The following is a 14962-nucleotide window of genomic DNA, read 5'->3' on the forward strand; positions in this document are numbered from 1 at the left end:
CGAATGTAAGGTCAGGTAGGCGGTGGGCGATACCTCTTTGAGGTTGCGCAATGTTTCGGGAAAACCCCGGGCGCAGGCAACTCGTTCATACGGAGAAAGAGATTGTGTGACAGGGGGCTTGGGAAGCGCTACCACATCAAGGTCCAACGCGGAATTTTGGCCAAGCCCCTCAACCTTCACCAAGGCGTATCGGAGTAATTGCTTGAACCAGGTCCGACATTTTTCCGCTGTCGTTAACGCCTCGCGTTGTTCGATTCCGCTTAGCAAGTCGAACTGGTCGTGGCGATTAATGTCGTAGATGGACAGCCGGCCGTGCGTTGGCAGGAGGTTTTTTTGAAGATTCTCAAGATCTGCGGAAGCGTGCTCTGGCGACCTTCCTTGAGGCTCAGCCTGCGGAACTCGACCCACTGATCAAACACTGCTTCAAAAGTGTGCTCCGCTGCGCTACGAACTGCGCGACGCTGCTGTTTACGATGCTCATAAGGGTTGATGCCCTGGGCAACCAAAGCACGCGCCTCATCACGGCGACAGTGCTTGTCCGAATTCAAGACTCTCATTCGAGACTCAATTTAGGACTTAAAAGCACTGGATGGTGCTGGACTTCAGCAATTCCCGTCGGAACGAAAAAAGGACCCGACGGTCCTGATTTCAATCACTTACAGAATTCTGTGGAACTCTGCAGCGCAATAATTGGAGCGGGAAACGAGACTCTCATCTAGCGTCCGACCCATTGAAATCTAAAGGTTTTATAATATCCCCTCAGTGGGAATGGGCTCATTTTTGGACTTGTTCGGAGGGCATGTCAAGAACGAGAAGAACATAAGTCCGAGTCGCGCTACCGAGTGCTTTCTACAGTCACGCGGAGAAGCAGCTATCAGGCCGTGAGTATCATTTTCCACACGATTGCCGCGATGGTCGGAGATACGTCGATCAGCTGTGTTCTCTCGTTTATCGTGGCGATTCAAAAACGACATCGCCCGATCGAACACCACTCCAAATATCGAACGCCGCAAAAGCGGCCTCGCCGTCGATGGACTCTTGATGAACATGGTATCGGAGCTCCTCGCACCTAACTGACATTCAGTAACTAAAATCATGCCCCAACTCTTTCTGCATCCATTCCAGGAATCGTCTGACCCGAGGGAAGTGTGCGTGGGCCCTTGGGAAAACCAAGTGGTGTGCAGTAATCGAAGCGCTCAGCTCCGGCGCTACCTCTACCAACGCACCGCGTGCGAGATAGTCCTGCGCCAGCAAGGTGCTTTCGAGGGCAAAGCCGAGCCCGTGGCTGGCAGCCTCCAGCGTCATGTAGGAACGATCGAAGCTTAGGGTGTAGGGCTTCTCGGGGCGTGACACACCATGTTGGGCAAACAACTGCGGCCACTTGATCAGCGTGGCCTCCGACAGGATCAACTGGCTGTCCAGCAAATCCGCAGCGGTCCGGATCGGGTGTTTTTCCAGCAGCTTCGGGGAAGCCATGACTGCAATCTGTTCATTGCGAATCGTCCGCACTTCGTAGCTGGGCCAGTTGGGCATGCCGTGGCGGATGTCCACATCGATCTTGTCGCGACTGAAATGCAGCGATTCGTAGGAGCACGAAAGGTTGAGCTGGATGTCGGGATGACTCTGGCGAAACTGTTCGAGGCGCGGCATCAACCACAACAGGCCGAAACTGGGCGACGAGTGCAACCGCAGGCAATCCAGGCTGACATCGCTGGTGGCCCGTTCGGTCGCCACCGCCAGACTGTGCAGGATGCCGGAAACCTCGGTGAGGTATTGCTCACCGACCGGGGTCAATGTCACGCCCCTGGCCGTTCTGAGAAACAGCTGGCGTCCGATCATCGCCTCCAGTTTGGCCAACTGGTGACTGACCGCTGAGGGTGTCAGATCGAGCAATTCGGCGGCGCGAGCGACGTTGCCGAAACGTGCTGTCTGCTCAAAGGCCTGAATGGCTTTCAGTGGTGGCAGGATCGGAGGTGCATCGCCAGGTGTACTCATGATTATTGTTATTCCGCTGCAAGTGGCGTGGGCCGGGCATGCAGCTATTCAAACATCGGGAGAGCCCATTGGCGAGTGCTGAATTTTTTTCAGCATCAAGTGACATTCGCGTTATTGCTCAGGGTCAGCGTGGAGAACAAGCTGAGTCATCGGTTCTTCGTGGATCGACCCAATAAAAACAATCAGAGGTACTCTTCCATGCTTCTTCAAGGCAAAGTCGCGATCATCACCGGTGCAGCTTCCGCACGTGGCATCGGCCGCGCTACTGCAACGACCTTCGCGCAACAAGGCGCACTTGTCGTGATCCTCGATCTGGACGAATCCGCCGCACGGGATGCCGCCGCATCCCTGGGCGAAGGTCATCTCGGCCTCGCCGCCAACGTCGCAGACGAATCGCAAGTCCAGCAGGCCGTCGCCAAAATCATCGAGCACTTCGGTCGCATCGACATTCTCGTCAACAACGCCGGTATCACCCAACCCCTCAAGACCCTGGACATCCGCCCTTCGGATTACAACAAGGTGCTGGACGTCAGCCTGCGCGGCACCCTGCTCATGTCGCAGGCGGTCATTCCGATGATGCGCCAGCAGTCGAGCGGCAGCATCGTGTGCATGTCGTCGGTCTCCGCTCAACGCGGCGGCGGCATTTTCGGTGGCCCTCATTACAGCGCCGCCAAGGCCGGCGTGCTGGGCCTGGCCAAGGCCATGGCGCGGGAACTGGGGCCGGACAAGGTGCGCGTCAACTCCATCGCCCCCGGCCTGATCCACACCGACATCACCGGCGGCCTGATGCAGGACGAACGCCGCCACGCGATCATCGACGGCATCCCGTTGGGTCGCCTGGGCGAGGCGCAGGATGTGGCCAATGCGGCGCTATTTCTGGCCAGCGACCTATCCTCCTACCTGACCGGCATCACCCTGGATGTGAACGGCGGCATGCTGATTCACTGACAACACCTGGCGGGCCTCGCGGCCCGTGCGGATCTGGATCGACGACGCAGCCGGGCCCTATTGCCTGGCGGTCAATAAAAACAAGAGATCAGACCATCATGACAACCCTGTCGCTCGAAGCGGTTTCGACCGTGCGCTCCAACGCCTACCGGAAAACCGCGTGGCGCCTGATGCCCTTTCTGATGCTGTGTTACCTGTGCGCCTATCTGGATCGAGTCAATGTAGGCTTTGCCAAGTTGCAAATGATGAACGATCTGGCGCTCAGCGAAACGGTCTACGGGCTGGGCGCAGGCATGTTCTTCATCGGCTACTTCCTCTGCGAAGTCCCCAGCAACATCATCTTGCACAAGGTCGGTGCGCGGGTCTGGATCGCGCGCATCATGATCACCTGGGGCATCGTGTCTGCCCTGTTCGCCTTCGTTGAAACCGCATGGCAATTCTATGCCTTGCGCTTTCTGCTTGGCATTGCAGAAGCAGGGCTGGCGCCGGGTCTGTTGTTGTATCTGACCTACTGGTTTCCGTCCTACCGTCGTGCGCGCATGACCGTGTTGTGGTTTATCGCCATTCCGCTGTCAGGCATGGTGGGTGGCCCTCTCTCCGGCTGGATCATGACCCACTTCGCTGGTATGCACGGCTGGGCCGGATGGCAATGGATGTTCGTGCTGGAGGCTATACCCACAGTCGTGGTTGGACTGCTGGTGTTGAGCTATCTCAAGGATGGCGTGTATCAAGCCGGCTGGCTCAACGACGATGAAAAGGCGCTGATCACCCGTGAGTTGGCCGAGGATGACCAGAAAAAAGTCACCCATGCCTCTGTGGGCGAATTCATCCGCGACCGTCGTCTCTGGTTACTGGCCGCCATCTACTTCTGTGTCGTGATGGGACAGTACGCAATTACCTTTTGGCTGCCGACCCTAGTGCGTAACGCAGGGGTGTCCGACCCGATGAAAATCGGCGTGCTGACCAGCCTGCCCTACCTCTGCGCAATTGTGGCCATGCTGTATGCCGGACGCAGTGGCGACAAACATCGCGAGCGCCGCTGGCACCTCATTGTACCGATGATCGCGGGTGCTATCGGGCTGAGCCTGGCTGCTCTGATGGGCGGAAATGTGATGCTCTCTATTCTGAGTCTTTGCTTGGCCGCTTCCGGAATTTTATCCGCGACGTCGATGTTTTGGATGTTACCCACCACGCTGCTTGGTGGCATCTCAGCCGCCGCAGGCATCGCGGCGGTCAACAGCTTCGCCAACCTCGCCGGCTTCTGCTCGCCTTACCTGATTGGCTGGATCACCACGCTGACAGGCTCCAGCGCTATTGGCATGTACCTGATCACCGGCGTTCTGGTCGGCGGTGCTCTATTGGTACTGCGCATCCCCGCCGCCTTGGTTAATCGTTGAGTTAACGGAGTTTCATCATGACTACCAATCCTTCACTCGCTTCATCCAAAACATTGGTGGAGCGCGCGTATAACATCCGCCGCCATGCACTGCGAATGGGTCAAGTCCAAGGGCAAGGATACGTTGGCCAGGCCCTCGGTGCCGCCGACTTGCTGGCTGTCTCGTATTTCCATGCGCTGAACTATCACCCCGAAGATCCTGAATGGGAGGAGCGTGATCGCTTCTATCTCTCAATTGGTCACTATGCGATTGCGCTGTATGCGGCCTTGATCGAAGCCGAAATTATCCCGGTAGATGAGCTGGAAACCTACGGATCGGATGACAGTCGCCTGCCAATGTCGGGCATGGCCACCTACACCCCGGGAATGGAGATCACGGGGGGCTCCCTTGGCCAAGGTTTAGGGATTGCGGTAGGTGCTTGTCTGGGCCTCAAACGCAAAGGGTCGCCCTCCTTCGTCTACAACCTGTTGTCGGACGGCGAGCTGAATGAAGGCTCGACCTGGGAAGCCGTGATGTCGGCTTCGCATTGGAAACTCGACAACCTGATCGCGATTGTCGACGTCAACAATCAACAGGCCGATGGCTATTCAAGTGAAATCCTGTCGTTCGAGCCGATCGTCGATCGCTGGCAGGCGTTTGGCTGGTTCACCCAGCGGGTCGATGGCAATGATCTTGATGCATTGGTCACCGCATTCGACGCCGCGCGCAGCCATCCTGGAACCCAACCACGCGTCATCATCTGCGATACCCGCATGGGCAAGGGCGTGCCGTTTCTGGAAACCCGCGAAAAGACACATTTCATCCGCGTGGAAGAACACGAATGGGATCTGGCACTGAACAACCTTGAAGAAGGAAAAAAACAATGAGTAACGCGGCCAACACTCCGACCTCGAAGGGCGAACCGGCAAAAAAACGCCTCACCACCTCGGCGATGATCGCCTCGATCGCCTCCGAAGGCCAAGCCACCAAGTCGGCACCTTTCGGGCATGCGTTAGCCGCGCTGGCGGATCAGCGTCCGGATATCGTCGGCATGTCCGCCGACTTGTCCAAGTACACCGACCTGCACATCTTCGCCAAGGCGCATCCAGATCGCTTCTATCAAATGGGCATGGCTGAGCAACTGCTGATGAGTGCGGCGGCGGGGATGGCTCGGGAGGGCTTCGTTCCCTTCGCCACCACCTACGCGGTTTTCGCCTCCCGTCGCGCCTACGACTTCATCTGCATGGCGATTGCCGAGGAAAACCTCAACGTCAAAATCGTCTGTGGTTTGCCTGGTCTCACCACCGGCTACGGCCCGAGCCATCAGGCCACGGACGACCTGGCGATCTTCCGTGCGATGCCCAACCTAATGATCGTCGATCCGTGCGATGCGCTGGAAATCGAACAGGCGGTACCCGCCATCGCGGCTCACCAAGGGCCTGTCTATATGCGCTTGTTGCGCGGGAATGTGCCCCTGGTGCTGGACGAATACGGCTACAAATTCGAGATCGGCAAGGCCAAGACCCTGCGCACCGGCAATGATGTGCTGATCATCTCCACCGGCTTGATGACGATGCGCGCATTGGAAGCGGCCAAAGAACTGCAGGCTGACGGCGTTGATGTCGCCGTGTTGCACGTGCCGACGATCAAACCACTGGATGAGCAAACCATCCTTTCTGAAGCCAGGAAGCCTGGTCGTCTGGTAGTGACTGCAGAAAACAGCTCCATTATCGGTGGATTGGGCGAGGCTGTTGCGACTGTCTTGCTACGTAACGGCGTTACTCCAACCTTCAGACAAATAGCTTTACCTGACGCGTTCCTCGACGCCGGAGCTTTGCCGACACTGCATGATCGTTACGGTATTTCAACTCAAGCCGTTTGCACCCAAATCAAAAGCTGGCTGTAGCAGCAACGTAGAGGCACCTGAAAACAGGTGCCCTTTAGCGGCCCTCGTTGAAGCAGGCGAACTAAGACCTTTAGAGGCCGGTAGTGCTGCTCTCCTTGATGCTCAATAGCGAGTCCCAGCTCTGGTAGGTAAATGTCGAGTCTCATCCTGCCAAGCCACTCCGGAGTAGCCTCACGCAAAACCTGATGATCAGGAAAAATCTCCCGTACCAAGCCGTACAATGCGGACTCCCGCCGCCACCGGCTTAACCCCAGTACATGCATCACCTCAGCGCGAGCGGTTCTCTGATCTACCTTCAGATCAAACATCACCTGATCGAGGTAGCTTTCATAATTGGTCTCAATACTAGGACCGTACCTTTCGTCTTCAGCGGCCGCCTTAGCAATACACAAGTGGCACAGGCCCGTTCCGTAGTCGCACGTTGAAATGTACTCACGCAACGCGGACCTGTGATATCCCCCAGCTTCCAAATTCGCCATAGCGTTTTCATGGAACGCTTTGGAGCACTCACAGAGGAGTCGCTTGCCAGACAGCATATGATCGAATGAGACGATTCTCAGCCCCCACGAACTTGAGCCTTCGAATGCTCACCCTGTGCGATCCGGTGAAGGTTAGTTTCGAGAGAAAACCACGCTCGTTGATCCCGGCCAGCGTGTGGCGCAGTAAATTCATTCCAGAGTTGGAATCCCGGGCATTGATCAGCCCATGGCTGCCCTGGAAACCCACCAGATCAGTCACGGCCGAATCTGCTCTGCAAAGCAGCAAACTGCAATGGTCACCACCCGAGCTATGGGTAAGCTCATAACTCGGGCGCCCTACCAGTCTCACCTTTCCCCGCAGTGACGTGATGAATGGATAACCACAGGTCTGGGATAACAAGAGATCCGGAGAAAGCCAATGGGGCGTTGGATCAACGATCGGCTTTTGCTCACGGCGCTCGCCCAAGATCTCCAGGACGCATTGGAGCCAGGCTTCTTGTGCCTGTACAACCCTGGCAGAAGCGATCTATCCATGTACCTCGCTCCTGCCAGGGTGATTGTGATTAGCGCTTGGCCCCAGATCACAGCAAGAAGCTATTAACAGGCTTTTTCAAGCCCAAGCGGTCCCTCAGCGTCCCAGGTTCATATTCCTTGCGGAAGACACCTTTGGCTTGCAGCAAAGGCACCACGCCGCGGGTGAAGGCTTCGAAGTCCGTCGGCAAAAACGGAAACATGAGGTTGTAGCCATCGACGGAATTCGACTCGTATAACGCTGAAAGCTTATCGGCAATATGCTCCACCGTTCCGATCAGCAGCCAGGTACTGGAGCTCTTGACCAACCGGCGCCCTATTTCGCGGATAGACAAGGAAGTATCGTACTTCTTGAGCAGGGCCAGCTCAGTTCGAATGCCATCGAACTCAGATTCATCGGGCAACGCTGGCAATGGGCTGTCCGGCGAAAGTCCTGTCAAGTCGAGACGGGTGTAACTGGAGACCAGATCGATCGCCACGGCATCGATGATGAGGCTGTCCTCCAGTTGCCGGCGTCGCTCCTCCTCAGTCTCATTCTCGAGAACCACCGGAAGCACACCGGTGATGATTTTCAGATCACTGGAATGCCTACCCTTCAACTCAAGTCGGCGATTCAAATCGGCCCTATACGCCAGTCCTTCTTCGACCGTATTGATGAAACAGAAGTGCACGTCCGCATGGGCGGCGGCCAGGTTCTTGCCCGCTTCAGAAGACCCCGCCTGGGCAAGGACCGGATGTCCCTGAGGTGGACGCGGCACGTTAAGCGGCCCACGTACGCTGAAATGTGCGCCTTTGTGATTGATCGGGTGAATCTTCGACGAATCGGCAAAGTCGCCGGTACCCTTGTCAAATTCAAGCGCACCGTCTTCCCAGGAGTCCCAAAGCTGCTTGACGACATGGATGAATTCCTCGGCCCGCAGATAACGATCGCCGTGCTTCGTCACGCCTGACAATCCGAAATTCGAAGCCTCTTCTTCCAGCCAGGAAGTCACGATATTCCAGCTGGCTCGCCCTGCGCTGAGATAGTCCAACGAAGTGAAATATCGCGCGAGGTTGAACGGCTCGTTATAGGAAGTTGAAGCGGTGCCCATCAGACCAATGTGATCAGTCACGGCAGCCAGTGCGGACAAGAGCGTAATAGGTTCAAGGCGGGCGTTGGCATAGTGCCTCAACCCACTGGCCACGGAGTCCCAGACCGCGACGTGATCCGCGACAAAAACCGCATCGAACTTCGCCGCCTCGGCCGCCTGCACCAGTTTTACGTAGTACTTGAGCGTGAATATTTCCTGGGTCGGTGACAGCGGGTGGCGCCAGGAAAAACGATGATCTCCTTGGGGGTTAAAAAAGAACAAATTCAAAATCATACTTTTATTGGACATAACGCCTCCGCGACCTTACCAACGTCGCATTCATTTTCACTGGGCCGTCTTGACGGTATGTTCGGCGACCCACTGCGCCGCGACTTTTGCGGGATCCTTGTGATCGATATCAACAAGGCGATTGAGTTGCTTGAGGTCGTCATCGGTCAGTTTTGCAGAGACCTCGTTGAGCACCTGGGTGACTTCTGGGGTTAGCAACGCCTTGCGACCCAGTGGCGTGATGTTTTGCAGGGGCTGTTGGTGCTTGTCGTCCTCGAGGACAACCCAAGGTTCCTTAGCCAGGATGCCTTGCGTGGAGACCACCGTGGCGACGTCGATAGCGCCTGAGTTCAACGCCAGCCGCGACAAGGGCCCGCCCATGTCCAGCGATTTGATGCTCTTGAAGTTGATGCCGTAGACCGCCTTCAACCCGGGCAGGCCCAATGCAGCAGTGGCGACTTCGGGAGGCCCGCCCAGCGTGAAATCACCCGAGACGGGCGCCAGGTCGGACAAGGTGTGCAAGTTGTACTTTTCTGCGGTTTTCTTGGTAACAGCCCAAGCGGTAATAGAGCCCGCGGACGAAGGCTCAAGCAGCTGGAGGTCCGCCGGCAACTTCTGTTGCAAAGCGCTGAGGATCTCCTTTTGGGTGGTCAGGGCGGTCTTGTCGTCATAGAAACTCAACAGTGATCCTATGTATTCGGGCACAACGTCTATATCCCCGTTTTCCAGCGCCTTGGCGATGATCTGGCGGTTCCCCAGATTGAGTCGGGTCTTGACGTCAATCCCTTCATTTTTCAAGGCTGACGCATAGATGTTTGCAAGAATCGTCTGCTCGGAAAAATTGGCCCCTCCTATGGTGATGGACTGGGCACTGGCAAACGTGCTGCCAACCAGCAAGCCTAACCCCAGCAACAATGAAACCGAGTGCACTGAGCGAGCCTTCGAACGTTGTTTGTTTTTCATTTGGATTTGCACCTCTGCAAAGTTAATACGCACTTTCAAATGCCTCTGGTCATGTAGCGCTCAGTTCAACATCCCCCGCTCGCCATTTTCGAACCATGAGTGTTTCTATCATTGAACAAACCCACTCGCTGATAATCGCAAGTGCCGACACCATCAGTGCGCCGCCAATAATTTGCGGCGTATCATTTCGGCCCAGTCCATCAATAAGAAACCTGCCCAGCCCGCCGAACCCTGCATACGCAGCGATGGTGGCTGTTGCGATAAGTTGCACCAGGGCTGATCGGAATCCAGAAAAGATCAGCGGAAAAGCCAGCGGCAACTCGAGCTGAATAAACATCTGCCATCTGCGCATCCCCATTGATCTGGCAGCCTGCTTCAGAGACGAATCCACCTGATCGATTCCAACATAGGTATTGGTTAATATCGGCGGGATGCTCATGGTCACCAATGCGATAATCACCGTGCTGGTTTCATAGCCAATGAGCATGATTGCAAGTATCACAATACCCAGAGAAGGTAATGCTCGCCCAATATTGAACAGCCCTATCGCCACCTGCGCGCCTTTGCGGTAGTTAGCCAGAAGTACGCCGAGCGGCAACGCTATTGCACAAGCAATAGCCAGGCTCAAAGACACATAATAAATATGCTCTGCCAGCCGAGTCAGTATTCCGTTTTCACCCAACCAATTGTCAGGAAGAGAAAACCAAAGGTAGACACCTGCGATCATGTTCATCAGCGCACCCAAGGGACCAGCCATTTATTAATTGAATAAAACAGAAAATCAAAACATAACGCCAACATCACCGTCAGGACCAAGCTGACCGCCACAGGCGTAGTGAAACTTTGAGCCAGCCCGGTAATGAACAGCTGGCCTAATCCGCCTTGGCCAATCAAGGCAGTAACAGTCACCAGCCCCACCAAAGTAACCGAGGTTGTTCGTAAGCCCGCCAATAACGCAGGCAGCGCCAGTGGAAGTTCAATCCCGAGGAATCTCTGCATGCGCGTATACCCGAGCGCACGGGCTTCCTCCAATACGTCCGCAGGGTTACTCGCAAGCCCCGCCAAGGTGTTCCGCAACACAATAAGCAAGGAATACAGGCTCAAACCAATGACCGCCGTCGTCTTGGATAAACCGGTAAAAGGCATTATCAAAATAAACAGCGCCAGGGACGGAATGGTAAAGAGTATGCCGCTGACATAAATCATAGGGCGCGCCAATCCTGGCTGCCACAACGTCAAGAGCACCATTGCGCCCGCTAATAGCATCCCTATACACAGGCCCAAGGTCACCAGCTGAATATGATCAACTAACAACTGGCCGATCTGCTGCCAGTTTTCAACGATCCAGGACCAGTCAATCATTGCGCACTTCCGAAGCGGCGCTCATTAAGTGCGCTGTGAAGGCTGGCAATCGAGAGGCAACCTTCGTAACCGCCCGCCTCGTCCACGCGAACAACCACACCGATAGGAGCCGTTAGAATTTTAACCAGTGCGTGATGCAACGAGTCGTTACTCGACACCGTTGTCAGCTCGGGAACAGGCACGTCCGATTCACTGACCCACTTCAACGGGTTGGACTTATCATCCAGCAGAAGTTTGAATTCGCAATTGACTTCATCCGCTGGAAGATCAGAAACCTTCATCAGCGAAAGTCTTTTTAACAGCGGATCTTTGCCGATAAAGTTCTTCACAAACTCGCTGGCAGGATGGGCAAGGATATTGTGAGGCGTATCGAACTGAACAAGCTTTCCTTCGCCCTCGAAGATGGCAATCCGGTCCCCGACCTTGATGGCCTCCTCCATATCATGGGTCACCAAAATAATGGTTTTATGCAAACGTCTCTGAAGCGCAACCAGTTCATCCTGGAGTCGCTCGCGTATCACCGGATCAAGAGCGGCAAAGGGTTCGTCCATCAATACAACCGGTGGGTCCGAGGCCAATGCCCTCGCCAGAGCGACACGACTTTGCTGCCCGCCTGACAGCTGATTAGGATACCGGTCAAGAAATTCGGGCTGAAGTCCAACCAGGGAAATGAGCTCGCTCACGCGCTGGCAGATTTTATGTTTGCTCCAGCCCAAGAGCCGCGGTACTGCGCCAATATTTTCTGCAACCGTCTGGTGAGGAAATAAGGCTGCGCTCTGCATCATGAAACCAATGCCGCGGCGTAGCGTAACGACGTCAAGCTCATCGGTCGCGACCCCATTGACACAGATGCGACCACTGTCCTGGGTGTCCAGCCTATTGATCATTCGCAAGATGGTCGTTTTGCCACACCCGCTTGGCCCGACAAATACGCAGATCTCCCCCTCCCGAACATGAAGCGTTAAATCGCTCACGGCCATTCGCGGGCTGCCCTTATGAGTTTTCTTGATGGCTTCAAAACGTATCATTTTTCCGACGCCCAGATTAGCTTTGGTATTTTTAGTGCCTGGCAGGATGGCGAGGACAATCCACGGGATTGACCAGATGCCGATGCAATAATTGGAAGTAGCCGTGAATGACATAGCCGTTGTTTCGAGCGATCCATTGTTCACGCCTGGCTCTATACACCCGGGGCAAGTAAAACCAAGGTAAACCGGGAAGATCGTGATGAACCAAGTGAAGATTGAGGTTCAGAAAGAGCCAGCTCAAAAGCCCTGACGATTCATTGATAACCGTGCGGTGCTCCGGCAGCGTTGACGGCCGATGTTCGTAAAACGACCGGATCATCGAAATGGACAAGGCCGGCAGCGAAACTAAAAATATGTACTGCACGGAGCTGATGGCGCTGTATTGTTCAACCAAGGTCAGCACCGCGACAACACTTAGCGAGTGAGCCGCCCACACTCGCCTAGCGCTTCGCTCCCCGAGAAATAAGTCTCTGATCTCGCTACCCAGAAGGGATGTCACCGCCAATGGCGCTCCCATAAGCAAGCGGCCACCCAAGGTCTTATTTACCCAAAGCAACGCTTTCACATAACGAGGTGACTGCAACCAGAAGGCACTTGTGACATAGCGACTTTCTGGATCTTGCCCAGGCGCCGTCAGCACCGCGTTGTTGTGATGCGCCAAATGCGTGTCTCTATAAATATCGTAGGGGTACCACACGGCAAATGGCAGGAACCCGAGGGCTCTGTTTATGGCAGGCCAACGGGTTGGATGACCGTGGATAAGCTCATGCTGAATCGACAGCCAGAGCACGACCAATGGAATAAGCAGAACAATGGTGAATACTTCGCCAAATGCTTGCCCATAAAAAACAATAACGGCCCAGACCAGATAGAATCCGACCAATAAAAGCCAAGTAGGCCATTCAGTTTGGCTGGTTAATGTAGTGCTCAGCTTAACAATTTCAGCTCGATGAGCTTCATCCAAATAGTTTGGCATTTGTTGTAAGTCGCGATAGATCTTGCTCGGAACAGAAGCCCAATCACTCACGCGTCAAGCTGCAACCCCATGGGACCGGGTATTACCTGAAGATGATTGGCTAGACTAACGGTATGGAAGTGCCCAACAGCGATTATTCACATGGCGTAGAGAAGAAACGCCAAGCCTTCGCTGATTGCACTGCAGGCTTCGCTGTTGGCCTGACAAGGGAGAGGTTTGCCGGTAACGAATGGAGTGGCAATGGAGGCACAAGGACTAACGCGGATATTGCCTGAGTGAGAAATCACTGCATTGGCTCCGTCATACGACAGAGCCTCAAGGCTGATTTGTAAGATTCGGGCGCCGGACATAGTCGTACCATAAAAATAGGATTGAACATATCCGGCGGTCCGGTAACCGCAATGTAGCATGATGACTAATACGATCAAGGAATATATTTCATTATGCTTATTCCTAAAATGAATAATAATTAAGCAATGCGTCTCCCCCGCTCTGAATTTGCCTGCTCCGCTAGCCTAGTCGCCGATGCATTTTTTGCCGCCAGCCTTGCTGCTCCAATCGGTGGATGCCCGCGCCGCACAAATTTGGACGCCATGACACGGTGCCCGCCCGCGCCATGAAGAATCTAATTAGAGACGCGGTGTAGCCTGCGCGTAAATGCCCGGGCCACACTGCAACGCAATCCTATTTGCGCGGATGTTGAGTGGCCTTAACACGTCTGGTCATTAAAACAGTCATGGCTCATTCAACAACAGGTTACGATCTCGACCTCGCAAAATCCGAGGCTAAACCTTTGTGGCATCACACTCTCCACTCCGCTGTAAGGCTCAAACCAATTCGGCTAAAGATGTCGGATTGAAGCCCTTCAGATCCGCGTAATCGCCTTTTTCCACTTTGGCGACCCAATCCTTGTCACTCAGCAGAACACGCCCTACTGCGATCAGATCAAACTCTTCGCGCTCCATGCGCTCGATAAGCCGCTCCAAACTCGCCGGGGTTGATCCCTTGCCGGCGAAGGCATTAGTGACATCATTGTCTAGCCCAACCGAACCGACGCTAATGGTTGTGGCTCCAGTGACTTTCTTCGCCCAGCCCGCGCAGTTCAGGCCGTTCTCACCGTCAATCTCGGGGAACTCAGGTTCCCAGAAGCGGCGCTGTGAGCAGTGCAGGACGTCGACACCAGCCTCGACTAATGGCAACAGCCAGTCTTCCATCACAGCTGGCGTTTCAGCGACGCGTACTCCGTAATCCTGTTGCTTCCACTGGCTGACACGCATGATGATCGGGAATTCAGGGCCAACAGCATGACGAACAGCAGACACGATCTCACTGGCAAAACGCGAGCGTTCCTTGATTGTCGGGCCGCCGTAGCGGTCGGTGCGCAGATTGGTACCAGACCAGAAAAACTGATCGATCAAATAACCATGGGCTCCGTGGATCTCAACGGTATCGAAGCCCAGTCGTTTGGCATCCGCTGCGGCCTTGGCGAACGCTGCTACCGTGTCGGCAATGTCCTCTTCACTCATCGCCAAGCCACGCAGGTCACCTGGCGAATCAAGGCCCGACGGGCTTTCCACTGGCGCATCTGGCTCCCAGTCGTTGATGTAACGCGTGGCACCGGTGTGCCAGATCTGCGGTGCCATGCGCCCGCCAGCGTTGTGGACCGCATCGATCACGTTTTTCCACCCAGCCAGCGCCGCTTCGCCGTGAAAAAAAGGAATACCGGAATCATTGCGTGATGCTGGGCGATCAATCACGGTGCCTTCCGACAAAATCAGCCCGACACGTCCCTCTGCCCGCCGCCGGTAGTAGGCAGTGCTCGCTTCACCCGGGATGCCTTCAGGTGAGAACAGACGCGTCATTGGCGCCATGACAATCCGGTTCTTCAATTCAAGCGACCGGATGGAAAAAGGACGAAATAAAATGCTGGTATCAGGGTTTGACATTGGATGGACTCCATTTGCTTTTGGAAGCCATATAAGTATATTTTGTAAACCAAATGTCAATTAGGCACCTAGAGTCGCCTAGGTATACATGAGG

Annotated in this window: 12 protein-coding genes and 1 pseudogene; 4 read left to right on the forward strand and 9 right to left on the reverse strand. The window is 55.0% G+C overall.

Annotation, left to right across the window (positions count from 1 at the left end; genetic code table 11):
- Window positions 1-71: 71 nt before the first annotated feature.
- Window positions 72-527 (reverse strand): annotated as a pseudogene (locus AC07VR_RS07030) (tyrosine-type recombinase/integrase); the annotation flags it as partial.
- Between the two features lie 553 nt (window positions 528-1080).
- Complete coding sequence (locus AC07VR_RS07035) at window positions 1081-1995, reverse strand: LysR substrate-binding domain-containing protein (RefSeq protein WP_494994888.1); 915 nt, start codon at window positions 1993-1995, stop codon at window positions 1081-1083.
- A 198-nt stretch (window positions 1996-2193) separates the two neighbouring features.
- On the opposite strand from AC07VR_RS07035, the gene AC07VR_RS07040 reads away from it, so the two are divergent.
- The 4 genes from AC07VR_RS07040 to AC07VR_RS07055 all read left to right on the forward strand — a co-directional run bounded on the left by AC07VR_RS07040 (window position 2194) and on the right by AC07VR_RS07055 (window position 6225).
- Entirely contained in the window at window positions 2194-2943 is a 750-nt protein-coding gene (locus AC07VR_RS07040; RefSeq protein ID WP_494994887.1) for an SDR family NAD(P)-dependent oxidoreductase, read from the forward strand.
- Between the two features lie 98 nt (window positions 2944-3041).
- Complete coding sequence (locus tag AC07VR_RS07045) at window positions 3042-4340, forward strand: MFS transporter (protein WP_495010817.1); 1299 nt, start codon at window positions 3042-3044, stop codon at window positions 4338-4340.
- 17 nt (window positions 4341-4357) lie between these two features.
- Entirely contained in the window at window positions 4358-5206 is an 849-nt protein-coding gene (locus AC07VR_RS07050; RefSeq protein ID WP_494994885.1) for a transketolase, read from the forward strand.
- Window positions 5203-6225, forward strand: a complete 1023-nt coding sequence (locus AC07VR_RS07055) for a transketolase family protein (protein WP_494994884.1) — start codon at window positions 5203-5205, stop codon at window positions 6223-6225. Before AC07VR_RS07050 ends, AC07VR_RS07055 begins: the two co-directional genes overlap by 4 nt.
- A 1060-nt stretch (window positions 6226-7285) precedes the next feature.
- Here the strand turns inward: AC07VR_RS07055 and AC07VR_RS07060 are convergent.
- The 7 genes from AC07VR_RS07060 to AC07VR_RS07090 form a co-directional block, all read right to left on the reverse strand.
- Window positions 7286-8614 (reverse strand): LLM class flavin-dependent oxidoreductase, encoded by a 1329-nt coding sequence (locus AC07VR_RS07060; protein ID WP_495010818.1) that lies wholly within the window; start codon window positions 8612-8614, stop codon window positions 7286-7288.
- Window positions 8615-8650: 36 nt separating this feature from the next.
- Complete coding sequence (locus AC07VR_RS07065; protein ID WP_495010819.1) at window positions 8651-9556, reverse strand: ABC transporter substrate-binding protein; 906 nt, start codon at window positions 9554-9556, stop codon at window positions 8651-8653.
- Window positions 9557-9605: 49 nt separating this feature from the next.
- Window positions 9606-10289: an ABC transporter permease gene (locus AC07VR_RS07070; protein WP_495010820.1), complete on the reverse strand. Its 684-nt coding sequence runs from the start codon at window positions 10287-10289 to the stop codon at window positions 9606-9608.
- Window positions 10289-10918: an ABC transporter permease gene (locus tag AC07VR_RS07075; protein ID WP_495010821.1), complete on the reverse strand. Its 630-nt coding sequence runs from the start codon at window positions 10916-10918 to the stop codon at window positions 10289-10291. The genes AC07VR_RS07070 and AC07VR_RS07075 overlap by 1 nt, the downstream gene beginning before the upstream one ends.
- The gene (locus AC07VR_RS07080) at window positions 10915-12090 is read right to left on the reverse strand and encodes an ABC transporter ATP-binding protein (RefSeq protein ID WP_495010822.1); all 1176 of its coding nucleotides are present in this window, start codon (window positions 12088-12090) and stop codon (window positions 10915-10917) included. The genes AC07VR_RS07075 and AC07VR_RS07080 overlap by 4 nt, the downstream gene beginning before the upstream one ends.
- Window positions 11978-12922 carry a fatty acid desaturase gene (locus AC07VR_RS07085; RefSeq protein WP_495010930.1) on the reverse strand — a complete coding sequence of 315 codons (945 nt, stop codon included), beginning with the start codon at window positions 12920-12922 and terminating at the stop codon, window positions 11978-11980. The genes AC07VR_RS07080 and AC07VR_RS07085 overlap by 113 nt, the downstream gene beginning before the upstream one ends.
- A gap of 827 nt (window positions 12923-13749) precedes the next feature.
- Complete coding sequence (locus AC07VR_RS07090; protein WP_495010823.1) at window positions 13750-14868, reverse strand: NADH:flavin oxidoreductase; 1119 nt, start codon at window positions 14866-14868, stop codon at window positions 13750-13752.
- Window positions 14869-14962: the final 94 nt, after the last annotated feature.

It is taken from the genome of Pseudomonas sp. GW821-FHT02H09 (genome assembly GCF_059421425.1).